Here is a 12086-nt window from a genome sequence, read left to right as displayed (position 1 = left end):
CGATCAGCCCCGCCCCGATCGGTTCACCGTCGCGTGGCTCCACTGGCGCACGCCCATGCCCGTCAGCCGGCGCGCCAGCTCGTTCACCGGGCCGGCAGCGGTGCCCTGATCGGCCCGCAGCAGCACGCGGAGGTTCTCAGGCCCGCCGACGCGCTCGGCCTGTTCTTCGACGATCTCGATGACGCGTTCGAGCGAGCGCGCCCGGCCGCTCACCAGGAATACGCCATCGTCGCGCACGTCGATCATCAATGCGTCGGGGTCGCTCGCGCTCTCTTCGGCCCCGGGCTCGTCGGGCAGGTCCACGCTCGTGCGGCTGACCTCGGCGAAGCGAGCCGTGTACAGGAAGAAGATGATGACTAGCAGCACGACGTCGATCATCGGCGTCATGTTCACCGTGAATCGCATGCGGGCTGGCTTGGTGCCGAAGAGCATCGGGTGCGTCCGTTCGTCCGTTCGTCAATCAATCAGCGAGCGCCAGCGGCCGTTGGCGCGGCGGCTCGGCCGGCGGGCGAGGGCGACTGGCCGCCCGCGGGCTTGGCGCTCTGTATGCGCGCGGCGAGTTCTTCGGTCAACTCGGCGATGTTCTGGGCCAGCGAATCGACGCGGTTGCGGAAGAAGCTGTGCAGCGCCGTCGCGGGGATGGCGACGATCAGGCCCAGCACCGTCGTGATGAGCGCCACCGAGATGCTCGAGGCCAGCGCCTCGGGCCGCACGCCCTCGCTCACGCTGAGCGTCTCGAACGCGCCGACGAGGCCGACCACCGTGCCCAGCAGCCCAAGCATTGGGGCGACCGCCGCGATGAGACCCATCGGGTCGGTCTTGCGCTGCAGCTTGGCGAAGCGTTCCTGGCCGGCCTCTTCCAGCGCCGAGCGCAGCTCGAGCAGGCCGAACGGCGAACGCAGGCACCTCGTCAGTGCAGCGGCGAACATGCCCGTCAGCAGGCAGCGGTTCTCCTCGGCCTGGCAGAACGCCAGCGCGCCGCGCACGTCGTTGGCCGCCAGCAGGCGATCGAGACCCTCGACGATGCGGGGCGGGGCGAGCCTGGGCAAGCGGATCTCGGCGAACAGCCATACCGCCATGAGCACCGCCGTGAACGACAGCAGGATGATGACGATGCCGATCGGTCCGCCCGAGAGGATGTGCTGCAGCAGCGTCTTGCCTTCGTCGGCCGCGGGCTGGGTGGCGGGCGCCGCCTGGGCCAGCAGGCCGGCGACGTGAGCAAACATCGGGGCGCACGCGCCCGGCAGAAGGGTCATGGGGTCTCTCCGACCGTGGAAGGTTGCGCCGCCGTTGCAGCGGCGGAGTCTGAATGCAGCAGCGGGACCATCTCGGGCCACGATAGCACCGGCGACTGCGGGCTCACCCGTGCAAGCTCCGCCGCCAGCGAACGGGCGACGACGTTCTGGCCCACCGCTTCGAGCGTGACGGCGGCTTCGGCGAGCGCGACATCGGCCAAGGCGGGCGAATCCTGCCGGTGCAGCACGTGCACGCGGAGGAGCTGCGCGACGCCGCGCAGCCGCATTTCCTCGTCGTCTTCGAGCACGAGCGAGCGCCCGATGGCCGCGCGGACCCACGCGGTCAGCCAGGGCGAGGCCGCGTTGCCCATCGCCCCCTCCAGGCGCGCCCTGGCGGACGTCCGGGCCGGCGCTTCGAGCACGCGCGCGGCCACGATGTCTCGGACGAGTTCGCTCGCGGCTTCGCGCGGCACGTCGGGCAGCCCGTCGACCGGTTGGCCCAGCTCGAAGCGTGCGGCGGCCTGATACAGCGCCCGCATCGCCGCTGCCTTGTCGCGCTCGCCCTCGATCGGCTCGAGCTGCAGCACGAGCTGGAGCGAGGGTGTTTCGAGCCACATCGGCGGCAGCATCGGCGCGAGCTCGGTCGCGGGATCGATCACGATCGGGAGCCCGGCTTCGCGCGCCCATTGTCGGTTGGCGAACGTGGTCCGCGGCTGGCGGACGATGGATGCATCGAGCCACGCGAGCCAGGGCTCGATGGCAGCGGCCGTTGCCCCACGCGCGAGGCGGCAACGCAGCAGCCCCTCGGCGACGACCAGGCCCGTCGGTCCACGCAGCACTCGGCCATCGGCACGCGTGCGTTCGAAGACGTCCAGCAGCAGCGGCTCGGCCAGTACGAGGTCGCCGCGCTCGAGACGCGTTCGCGCCCGCCACGCGTCGGTCGAGAGCTGCTGGAACGGCTCGGCCGCCTCGGCCAGCGCGGGCGGCGGCGTGAGTACGCGGTCCCATCCCACGACGACGACGTCGCCCTGCGGCGTGCGCACCTGTACGCCCTGTGGACCGACGCCCATCGCACGCCCGGGCGGTGGCTCTTCGAAAGCGCGGAGCACGAGTGCGCCGTCCTGCGCCCTCAGGGGCGAGGCGATGGCGAGCATCAGGACCGGCAAGCGCCGAATGAACGCGACGCCTCTCAACGCGGGCCCTCGATGTGCGTGTACGTGCCGCGCGTAGCCGTGGCGATACGCCGCATGACCGCTTCGCCCGCACGGCTGCGGAAGGTGATGCAGTGGATGGGGATGTTCCATCGCTCGAACATGCCCAGGATCCGGTCCGCCTCGTCGTCGGCAAACTCGCCGTCGGTCATGAAGTAGATCGCATCGGGCCGCGGCTCGAGCATGGCCACGAGCTCGAATCCGGCGGCCGGCCGGGTCGCACCCTCGGCCCGCGTTGCGAGAACATGCGCCCGGGCCCAGTTCTTACCGCTATCGGTCGCCTCGGCCCACACCACGCCACGGTCGCCCAGCGGCCGAGCGTTCGAGTTGAAGAACGCGACGAAGAAGTTCGACGAGCTGAAGAGGGCCGTGATGGACCGGATGAGCTCCTGCTGGAGCGACTGAAGCCGCCCGTCGTTGACCATCGAGCCCGAGGTGTCGACCACGAACGCGAAGCGATTGCCCCGAGCCTCGACGCCGAAGAAGCTTGCGCCGGCTCCGACGCTGTCGCCCACGCCCAGGCCTACGCCTTCCAGGTCGCCCCCGCCCAATTGCAACGAGACGTCGCCCATCGACTCGGCCAGGTCCGACATGTCGACTTCGAGGGCGCCAAGGTCGAGCTCGGCCTCCATCTCGAGCGCGGAGCTGGCCGAATCCGAATCCGGGGCCTCCAGGGCGAGTTCCTCGGCGGCGATCTCGGCGAGTTCGGCGTCGGTCATGACGGCGAAGTCGACCTCGGCCGAGGCCGAGCCCAGCTGCGCCGGCGGCTGGTTCATGTTGATGAGCGCGGCGATGACCAGGACGATCACGTGCAGCAGCAGCGAGACCGCGGCGCTACTGGCCGCCAGGGGTACCTTGTGCCGGTTGATCCAGGCGAGGGCCCCCGAACGCTCCTGCTCGCCCGACCCATGCTCGCCGGCCCCATCCCCGCCCGACCGGTCTTCGCCGGTCCGATCCTTGGCCGGCGGACGTGCGGTCTCCGCGTGCTCGTGTCGGTCGTGGTGATCCATCGGCAAGCGTTGTACTCACGTGAGACGGGCCGGGGTCGCTCGACCCTCATCGGCTGGCAGGGCGTAGCCGCCCGAAACCGTGTGCCTATCCTGACTCCGCTACCAGGGGCCGGGGCCCGGGGTTGCAAGCAAGCGGCCGGGACGCTGGTTTTCCCTAGCAATCCGGGTCGACCGATCCTGCTCCATCCCACGCCAGATTCCGGGGGCCGCCGAGCACCATGCACACCGTCGACGAGCCGAGCACAGCCGCGCAGCCCAGGGCTGCCGATGCCGACCGCGAGCCCTCGCGGCTCCTGCTCAAGCTCAGCGGCGAGGCATTCGGCCGCTCGGGCGCGGGCGTCGACCCCAACCTGCTCACCGACATCTGCAAGGAAATCGCCCAGGCGACGACGCTCGGAGCCCAGCTGGCCATCGTGGTGGGCGGGGGCAACATCATCCGCGGCGCCCAGCTCGCGGCGGCCGGCCTGGTGCAGCGGGCGACGGCCGACCACATGGGCATGCTCGGCACGGTCATCAACGCCCTGGCGCTCCGTGAGGGCTTGACCTCGGTGGGCGTCGACAGCCGGGTGATGAGCGCCATCGAGATCCGCGCCGTCGCCGAGACGTTCATCCGGAGCCGTGCCATCCGCCACCTCGAGAAGGGGCGCGTGGTCATCCTGGCTGGCGGAACGGGCAACCCGTACTTCTCGACCGATACCTGCGCCTCGCTGCGGGCGATGGAGCTGGGCTGCCGCGTCCTGCTGAAGGCCACCAAGGTCGACGGCGTGTACTCGGCCGATCCCAACATCGATCCGAGCGCAACCAAGTACGACCACCTGACCTTTGCCCAGGCCATCGACAAGGGCCTGGGCGTGATGGACATGACCGCCCTTGCCATGTGCCAGGAGCAGGACATGCCCGTCGTCGTGTTCAACTTCCAGAAGCCCGGCAACATCGCGGCGGTCATCCGCGGCGAGAACATCGGCACCCGACTCTCCGTGCGATAAGCTCCCGGCCCGGCCTCGCGCCGCCGGAATTTGAGGATGTTTCTATGTCAACCGATCCCGACACCATCCTGCTCGAAGCAGAAGACGCCATGGAAAAGGGCGTGGAGTACCTCAAGCAGGAGCTTCGCGGCGTGCGCAGCGGCCGGGCCAGCACGGCGCTCATCGAGTTCCTGAAGGTCGAGTACTACGGCGCGAGCACCGAGCTCAAGGCGCTCGCCGCCATCAGCGTGCCCGAGCCCACGCAGCTGCTCATCAAGCCCTTCGATCAGGGCGCCGTTGGCGACATCCGCCGCGCCATCGAGGCTGCGAATCTGGGCCTGAGCCCCGTCGTCGAGGACAAATCGATCCGCATTAACGTGCCGACGCTGACCAGCGAGCGCCGCCAGCAGCTCGTCGCCCGCTGCAAGAAGGTGGGCGAAGAGACCAAGGTCGTCCTGCGCAACGCGCGGCGGGATGCCAACAAGCACGCCGACGCCCTCGCCAAGGACTCGAGCGCCCACATCGGCGAGGATCAGGTCGCCGACCTGAAGGACCAGATCCAGGAGATGCTCAAGAAGCACGAGGCCGAGGTCGACCGCCGCGTGGCCGACAAGAGCAAGGAAGTGCTCGAGGTCTAAGCCGCATCCACGGAGCACGCAAGAAAAGAGCCCGGGCCAGACCCGGGCTTCTTTCATGGCATCAGTTCGTGTTCAGCGGAACGTCACCACGCTGGGCGCCGTCAGCAGGACGGGCTCTTCGCGGAGCAGGCTGAACGAGTTGAGCGAGTGGACCATCTGCGTCCACGCCTGCTCGCCCACCGCGGCGCGGGCGGCCCGCACCATCGGCAGGGCCGACGCGTCGGTCGGGGCGCTGGCGCCCATGAATCCGCCGAGCGACTCTTCGAGGATCTCGGTGAGCGACTTGGGGCCCGGGAAGTGGCGGACGTCGTAGGTCGCCAGGCCGACGTGGTCGGCCAGGTCGGCGACGGCGTCGTCGAGCGTGCCGACCTCGTCGGCCATCTTTAGCCGCACCGCGTCGCTACCCAGGAACAGGCGGCCTTCGGCGGTCTTGGAAAGGTCGATGCCCGGCCGGCCCTGCGTCACGCGGCCGGTGAACTGGTCGTAGGTCTCGGCCATCTTCGAGCGCACGATCTCGATCTGCTGCTCGCTCCAGGGCTCGGCCGACGCGAAGATATCGGCGCGCGGGCCGCGGGCCCGGCCGACGACGTTGATCTTCAGCGTGTCGTAGAGCTCGGCCATGCTGACCTTGCCGCCCACGACGCCGATCGAGCCCAGGATGCTCGACTCGTTGGCGTAGATCTTCTGCCCGCCGACGGCGATGTAGTACCCGCCCGAGGCGGCCATGTTGCCGATGCTGACCCACACGGGCTTCTGCTCGGCGAGCTCCTGCACGCCCTGCCAGATGATCTCGCTGGCCGTTGCCGACCCGCCGGGCGAGTCGATGCGGAGCACGACGCCGCGGACCATGTCGTTGCTGGCGAGCTCGGACAGCTCGTTGCGCACGGTGCGGCTGCCGATGCTCTGTCCGCCGAAGAGACCGCCCGAGCCCGAATCGCCCGTCATGATGGCGCCCGTCAGGTGCAGCACGGCAATGGTGGGGCCGGTGAGCTTGGTGTCGGGCTCCTCGGTCAGCATCTGCAGCATGGCGAAGGGGTTGGAGGTGTCGAAGCTGTTGCCCTCGTCGCCGGCCGAGATGGTGATCCACCGCGGGTTCGAGCCCTCGCCGGTCAGCGTTTCGCCCAGGTCGGGCAGGTCGACGGCGGCGTCGACCATGCCGGCCGCGACGGCGTCCTCGGCGCTGGCCATCCACAGCGTCTCCATGGCCGACTCGACGCCCTGCCTGTTCGTACCGCGGCCGTCGGCCAGCGTGCTGACCATGTGGCCGTAGAGGCTGTCGAGCAATCCGCTGATGTTCTCGTCCCAGGCCTCGCTGGGGCTCGAGCGCGTCATCTGCTCGTTGGCGCCCTTGTAGGCGCCGACCTGGATGAGCTGCGCATTCAGGCCCACCCAATCGAGCGTGTCGGCCAGGAACATCTCTTCCATGTACAGGCCCGGGAGCGAAACATCGCCCGCCTTCTGGATCACGGCGCGGTCGGCCCGGCTGGCCAGCATGAGATCCGTCGGGCCCATCTGCTCGGCGAACACCGTGACGGGGATATCGACCGACTCGATCGCCTGGCCGAGTTCGTCGACGACCGCCCAGCTCAGCGCGGCGTCCTTGAGGCGCACGACCAGGTGGTCGAGGTTCTGCTCGCCGGGGGCGTTCTCGATCGCCGACACGAGGTCGCTGAGCGTTGGCTCGGTCTCGCCGAAGAGCCAAGCCAGGGGGCTGGGCGCGTCGGCGGGCGTGCCGGAGATCTCCAGCAGCCCGATGCGCTCGCGCGCCTGGGCGAGGGCATGGGTGGCGCCGGCCGAAAGAGTCAAGAGTCCGGCGGCGAAGTACGTGAGCGTGCGGTTCGGGCGCATGGGGCCTCCTTGGTGCCGCGCGTGGAACGCGTTTGGATCATTTTCGTACGGATGCTAGATCCGCATGTTCGCAGGGATCGGCCCGCTTCAGGCGTACCCCAACTCGTCGAGGTCGTCCTCTTCGAGCCCGAAGTGGTGGCCGATCTCGTGCAACAGTGTTATGCGGATCTGCTCGGCCACCGTTTCGTCATCGGCGTTCCAGCCGCCCGAGATCAGGGCGATCCCGCGTCGGAACAGGTGGATCTCGTTGGGCAGGACGGCGTCGAGCTCGATCGGCCGCTCGGTCAGCATAAAGCCCGTGTGCAGGCCGCAGAGTTCCTCGGTCGCCGCGGCGATGTCCTGCGGCTCCACGCCCAGGTCCTTCAGGATGACCGGGTCGGGCTCGTCCATCACGTGCAACGGCACCTCGTCGAGTACGGCGCGGACGCGGTCGGGCAGGGCCGCGAGCTGCTGCTCCAGCAGCGCGTCGAATCGTTCTTGGAAGGCCTCCGGGACGGGTTCGCTTACGGGGTCGCTCACGGGGTCGCATCCGCCCGGCGTTCGGCGTGCGCGACGTCCACCATCGAGACGAAGCTGGTGATGCGCCGGCCCGACCGGAACAGCGCTCGGGCGATCCGCACGCAGTCGAGCGCGGCGCCGGCCAGCCCGAGCGTGAGAAGGGCCGACGCGATCACGACGATCGACACGCCCGCGATGCTCAGCACGTCGGCTAATGCCCCGGTGGCCGAGCCCGACGCTAGGCGCACCAGGTCTCCGATGAGGCCGATGCCGGCGGCGAGCGCGACGGCGTACATCGTCTGCCGATCGACGCGGCCGGTCCGCAGGATGGCCGAGCGCGCCGCAAGCGTTCGGGCGTTTTCGCGGAGCAGCAGGACGACGCCGGAGATGAGCGCGAGTTCGACGCCACGCGCCAGCACGCGTTCGCTGCCCGGCAACCGCTCGAAGTACGGACTAGCGGCGGCTCCGTCGACGACGCCGTGCAGGTAGTAGAACGCGATCGCCAGCGGGACGTACAACGCGACGCCCATCATCGCCCAGCGCACGCCGCGCGACGGCATGCGATTGGTCGGACGCACGAGCGCCACCGCTCCGATGCCCGAGACGAGCACGAACACAGAGCCCACGATCGCGAGGCCCTGCTCCGTGGACTGGCCGAGAAGGTGCGGATCGTTTCGCAGCGCCGGTAGCTCGGCGGCGCGCAGCGTCCATACGCACGCCGCCGCCAGCAATCCGCCGACGGACCAGACCATGAGCCCGATCGCGGTCAGGCGTGGCCTTCTGATCGGCTCGAACTCCGTCGCCCGCGGATCGACGACGGCCAGGATGCTCGTGGCGATGCGGAGCCCGCACTCGGGGCAGCGGTCGAGCACGCTGAGCCCGCGCAGGTCGTATCCGCAGGCGACGCAGGACAGGCGCTCGGTGAGCGTGGCCGCAACCAGCGGTTCGTCGGTGGCAGGCTGCGCGTGGTGGCTCACCGCTTCAAGCTCCGGTTGAGCCGCATGCCGGTGCGGACGAACGCCACGAACCCGCCCACGACGCCCACGCACAAGCCGATGAGCAGGAAGAGCGGGCTCGTTCCCGCGACGAAGTCGATGCCGAACCCGATGAGCACGCAGGTGATGGCCGTTGCGGCAAAGTCGACGCCCGCCGACCACCCGCCCATGCGCTGACGCCAGGCCGCGATGCGTGGGCTGCTGTCGGGGTCGGGCACGAGAGAGTTTTAGGCCATCGAGGCGAGGGCCACTTCCTGGCCCTTGTCGGCGGCCTCGCGCACGCGGTCGCCCCCGGGCCCGCCGCCCTGGGCCTGGTTCGGCTTGCCGCCGCCCTTGCCACCAACGACTTGCGCGACCGCCCGAACCCAATCGCCGGCCTTCAGCCCACGAGAGATGGCTGTCTGGGGGACGTCGGCGAGCAGGGCAACCTTGTTATCGGGATCCAAGCTCAAGAGCATGATCGGCGAGTCGGGCAGCGTCTTGCGCACCTCGGTCAGCGCTGACTGCATCGCGCCGCGATCTCCCAACGCATCGATGATCGCAACGACGGGGTTGCCGTCGCCGGTGCTCTGCGCGAGCGTCTTGGCTTGCTCGACGGCCTTCTTGCTGGCCTGCTGCGCCAGCGCCTTGCGCGCCGCCTTGGCTCGGTCCTGCAGCGCGCCGAGCCTTCCGCGTAGCTCCGCCTTGCGTGCCACGGGGATGATCGCTTCATCGATCATCTTGCCAAGCCGCGCAATCTCGGGCTCCAGTTGCTCATCGCTCACCTTCGCGGCCTCGTCGAGCTCGACCGCCAACGCGTGAGCCTGCGCGATTGCACGGCGGGCTTCCTGACGCGTGACCGCCACGACGCGGCGGATGCCCTTCGCGACGCCCTCCTCGTGCACGATGGCGAAGCTCTCGGCCTGGGCCGTCGTCGCCAGATGCGTGCCGCCGCACAGCTCGACGGAGAACTCCATCCAGGCGTCGTTCTTCGGATCGGCCAGCAGCTTGTCGATGGGGGCGCCGATGGACACGACGCGCACGGGGTTGGGATACTTCTCGCCGAAGACGGCGCGCAGGCCGTTGATCTCCAGCGCCTTGTCCTGCGGCACGAGGTCGGCGTACACCGGGTGGTCCTGCTCGAGCACCTGCCGCACGATGGTCTCCATGCGGCCCAGGTCTGCCGGCGAGATCGGGCCGCTGGCGTCGAAGTCGAAGCGCATGCGATCGGGCGCGACCATCGAGCCGCGCTGCTCGGGCGGCGTGTCGCCGCCCACGACCTCGCGCAGGGCGTAGTTGAACAGGTGCGTCGTCGTGTGGTTGGCCGCCAGATTCAGGCGTCGCTCGTTGTCGATGTTCAGCGTGACCTCGTCGCCGACCCGCAGCTCGCCGCGGATCATCTGCCCCGCGTGCATCACGTACCCGCCGTAGGCCTTGACGCCCTCGACCCTGAACTCGCCGCCGTGGTGGCTGTCCTTCACGCTCGTGCGGGCTTCCTTGCTCACGAACACCCGTCCGTGGTCGGCCTGCTGGCCGCCCGCCTCGGCGTAGAAGTTCGTCACGTCGAAGACCACGCCGATCGGGTCGGGCCGGCCGCTGGCCTGGGTGTTTTCGTCGAAGTCGGTACCGTTCCAGATGGCCCGGACGCGAGCGCGGATCTCGCGGCCGTGGTACTTGTCGACGTCCTCGGTGGGTTTGACGTTGAGGTTCTGCAGCTTGGCGATCGCGTCGGCGTCGAGCGCCAGCCCCGCTTCGGCCTGCGACTTCGAGCCCGCGCGAGACTGCTCGCGCTGCTCGGCCATCGCAGCGTGGAATCCGTCAACGTCGACGGCGAGCCCGCGTTCCTCGGCCATGACCTGGGTGAGGTCGAGCGGGAAGCCGTAGGTGTCGTAGAGCTGGAAGGCGTCGGCACCGGAAATCGTCGGGCGAGATTCCGAGGCAAATCCTCGCCAATCAATACCCTCGGTTCCAATTAGGCCGCCTCTGAGGTCTGCTTGCTCATCTGACGCCTGACCTTGGCCGGTGTCCATCATGAAGCCAAACGGATTGCGTCCCTGCGCATCTCGGTGGTCTTTGAAGTCGATGATAAAAACTCGGCTGGCTTCGGAAGCAATATCTTCAAACAGCTTTACCCCACGCTCCATAGTCCGCCCGAAGCTTTCTTCTTCATCTCGGACGATTGATGCCACCCGCTCGGAATTGCGCTTCAGCTCGGGGAACGCCTCGCCGTAGTGTTCGACGATCACGGGCACCAGCTCGCTCAGGAAGCCCGGCTTGCCACCAAGCTTCTGCCAGCCCATGCGTACGGCCCGGCGCAGGATGCGGCGCAGCACGTAGCCGCGGCCTTCGTTGCCCGGCACGGCCCCGTCGGTGATGGCGAACGTCAGCGCCCGCGAATGGTCGGCCACGACGCGGTAGGCGAAGTCGACCTGGCCCTCGTCCTCGTGCCCGAGCTTGCCGGTGTAGGGCCGCGTGCCGGTCATCTTTGAGAGTGCGTCAAAGATCGGCGTGAACAGGTCGGTGTCGTAGTTGCTGGGCTTGCCCTGCAGCACGCTGAGCACGCGCTCCAGGCCCATGCCGGTGTCGACGTGCTTGGCGGGTAGCTCCTTGAGCGAGCCGTCGCTCTGGCGATCGAACTGGATGAACACGAGGTTCCAGATCTCGATCACGCTCGGATCGTCGGCATTGACAAGCTCGCTGGCATCGCGTCCGCCGACGCGATCGAAGTGGATCTCACTCGATGGTCCGCACGGCCCGGTGTCGCCCATCTCCCAGAAGTTGTCCTTTGCGCCAAAGGGCAGCACGCGCTCGGGCGGCAGGAAGCGCAGCCAGAGCTCCTTCGCCTCGTCGTCGGCGGGCAGGCCCTGCTTCTCGTCGCCGCCGAAGTAGCTGGCGTACAGCCGGTCCTTGGGCAGGCCCCACACCTGGGTCAGCAGCGTCCACGCCCACTCGATGGCCTCGGCCTTGAAGTAGTCGCCGAAGGACCAGTTGCCGAGCATCTCGAAGAACGTGTGGTGGTAGGTGTCCTTGCCCACGTCCTCGAGGTCGTTGTGCTTGCCACCGGCGCGGATGCACTTCTGGCTATTCGCGGCGCACTTCAGCTTGCCGAGCTCGCTCGAAGGATCGGCCTGTCCCAGGAACAGCGGCTTGAACTGGTTCATGCCGGCGTTGGTGAAGAGCAGCGTTGGATCGTCGAGCGGCACCACCGGGCTCGACGGCACGAACGGATGCGGCGCCTTCTGCAAGCTCTTGAAAAAGTCAATGAACGACGCGCGGACCGAGGCGCCCGTCCATGTCGAGCGGTTGGGGGTGGTGGGGGCGTTGGGCACGGGGTCGCTCGTTTCGGTGTTCGGGGTCGGGCCGGGGTCAGCCGGCAGAAGTTGCGAGAGGGATTGTTAGCCCGCCAGGTTCGCCAGCCGGATCAGCCCGCCGAATGCGGCGGCTTCTCGATCTCGGGCAGGTCGGGGTCTGCCTGCACGAGCGAGCCCAGCCGCTCTTCCATGGCGCCCAGCCGCTTCTCGAGCGCCAGCACCCGCCGTAGCGCTTCCTCGGCGGCTTCACGGGCGTCGCCGGCGGCCTGCTCCTGGAACATGGCCGTCTCTTCGAGGCTCGTGAGGCGTCGATGGGTCTGTGGGTCGGGGGCATCGCTCCGGTCGGGCTGCTCGGGCATGGTCGCTCCTGTCGCTCTGGGTCTCGCTGGTGGTATC

At 68.7% G+C, this 12086-nt stretch carries 12 protein-coding genes; 2 read left to right on the top strand and 10 right to left on the bottom strand.

Annotated features, from left to right (window positions below):
- Positions 1 to 3 precede the first annotated feature (3 nt).
- Genes RIA68_06695 through RIA68_06680 form a run of 4 tightly spaced genes read right to left on the bottom strand, consistent with a single transcriptional unit; the run spans position 4 to position 3456 of the window.
- A complete protein-coding gene (locus tag RIA68_06695) occupies positions 4 to 432 on the bottom strand; it encodes a biopolymer transporter ExbD (protein MEQ8317127.1) in 429 nt (142 codons plus the stop codon).
- Positions 433 to 464: 32 nt separating this feature from the next.
- On the bottom strand, positions 465 to 1256 hold the full coding sequence (locus tag RIA68_06690; protein ID MEQ8317126.1) for a MotA/TolQ/ExbB proton channel family protein: 792 nt from the start codon (positions 1254 to 1256) through the stop codon (positions 465 to 467).
- Entirely contained in the window at positions 1253 to 2401 is a 1149-nt protein-coding gene (locus RIA68_06685) for a hypothetical protein (GenBank protein MEQ8317125.1), read from the bottom strand. Before RIA68_06685 ends, RIA68_06690 begins: the two co-directional genes overlap by 4 nt.
- Before the next feature lie 23 nt (positions 2402 to 2424).
- Positions 2425 to 3456 (bottom strand): vWA domain-containing protein, encoded by a 1032-nt coding sequence (locus RIA68_06680; protein MEQ8317124.1) that lies wholly within the window; start codon positions 3454 to 3456, stop codon positions 2425 to 2427.
- Positions 3457 to 3674: 218 nt separating this feature from the next.
- On the opposite strand from RIA68_06680, the gene pyrH reads away from it, so the two are divergent.
- The gene (pyrH, locus tag RIA68_06675) at positions 3675 to 4442 is read left to right on the top strand and encodes a UMP kinase (GenBank protein ID MEQ8317123.1); all 768 of its coding nucleotides are present in this window, start codon (positions 3675 to 3677) and stop codon (positions 4440 to 4442) included.
- Positions 4443 to 4486: 44 nt separating this feature from the next.
- Entirely contained in the window at positions 4487 to 5059 is a 573-nt protein-coding gene (frr, locus tag RIA68_06670; protein ID MEQ8317122.1) for a ribosome recycling factor, read from the top strand.
- A 72-nt stretch (positions 5060 to 5131) separates the two neighbouring features.
- Here the strand turns inward: frr and sppA are convergent, their stop codons facing one another.
- The 6 genes from sppA to RIA68_06640 all read right to left on the bottom strand — a co-directional run bounded on the left by sppA (position 5132) and on the right by RIA68_06640 (position 12049).
- Positions 5132 to 6907, bottom strand: a complete 1776-nt coding sequence (sppA, locus tag RIA68_06665; protein ID MEQ8317121.1) for a signal peptide peptidase SppA — start codon at positions 6905 to 6907, stop codon at positions 5132 to 5134.
- Positions 6908 to 6994: 87 nt separating this feature from the next.
- Complete coding sequence (locus RIA68_06660) at positions 6995 to 7426, bottom strand: metallopeptidase family protein (GenBank protein MEQ8317120.1); 432 nt, start codon at positions 7424 to 7426, stop codon at positions 6995 to 6997.
- Positions 7423 to 8382, bottom strand: coding sequence for a hypothetical protein (locus RIA68_06655; GenBank protein ID MEQ8317119.1), 960 nt, complete (start codon positions 8380 to 8382; stop codon positions 7423 to 7425). Before RIA68_06655 ends, RIA68_06660 begins: the two co-directional genes overlap by 4 nt.
- On the bottom strand, positions 8379 to 8618 hold the full coding sequence (locus RIA68_06650) for an AtpZ/AtpI family protein (protein MEQ8317118.1): 240 nt from the start codon (positions 8616 to 8618) through the stop codon (positions 8379 to 8381). Before RIA68_06650 ends, RIA68_06655 begins: the two co-directional genes overlap by 4 nt.
- A 9-nt stretch (positions 8619 to 8627) precedes the next feature.
- Positions 8628 to 11708: an alanine--tRNA ligase gene (gene alaS / locus RIA68_06645; GenBank protein MEQ8317117.1), complete on the bottom strand. Its 3081-nt coding sequence runs from the start codon at positions 11706 to 11708 to the stop codon at positions 8628 to 8630.
- Positions 11709 to 11800: 92 nt separating this feature from the next.
- Positions 11801 to 12049: a hypothetical protein gene (locus RIA68_06640; protein ID MEQ8317116.1), complete on the bottom strand. Its 249-nt coding sequence runs from the start codon at positions 12047 to 12049 to the stop codon at positions 11801 to 11803.
- Positions 12050 to 12086: the final 37 nt, after the last annotated feature.

The organism is Phycisphaerales bacterium, from assembly GCA_040217175.1.
Taxonomy (GTDB): domain Bacteria; phylum Planctomycetota; class Phycisphaerae; order Phycisphaerales; family UBA1924; genus JAHCJI01.
Note: the sequence above shows the minus strand (reverse complement) of the source record. Positions and strands in the feature narration are given on the sequence as shown.

What these genes read in the sequence shown, in the direction of transcription:
- sppA (MEQ8317121.1), bottom strand. Translation starts at nt 6,907, where the DNA reads ATGCGCCCGAACCGCACGCTCACGTACTTCGCCGCCGGACTCTTGACT.
- RIA68_06695 (MEQ8317127.1), bottom strand. Translation starts at nt 432, where the DNA reads ATGCTCTTCGGCACCAAGCCAGCCCGCATGCGATTCACGGTGAACATG.
- pyrH (MEQ8317123.1), top strand. Translation starts at nt 3,675, where the DNA reads ATGCACACCGTCGACGAGCCGAGCACAGCCGCGCAGCCCAGGGCTGCC.
- RIA68_06640 (MEQ8317116.1), bottom strand. Translation starts at nt 12,049, where the DNA reads ATGCCCGAGCAGCCCGACCGGAGCGATGCCCCCGACCCACAGACCCAT.
- RIA68_06690 (MEQ8317126.1), bottom strand. Translation starts at nt 1,256, where the DNA reads ATGACCCTTCTGCCGGGCGCGTGCGCCCCGATGTTTGCTCACGTCGCC.
- RIA68_06680 (MEQ8317124.1), bottom strand. Translation starts at nt 3,456, where the DNA reads ATGGATCACCACGACCGACACGAGCACGCGGAGACCGCACGTCCGCCG.
- frr (MEQ8317122.1), top strand. Translation starts at nt 4,487, where the DNA reads ATGTCAACCGATCCCGACACCATCCTGCTCGAAGCAGAAGACGCCATG.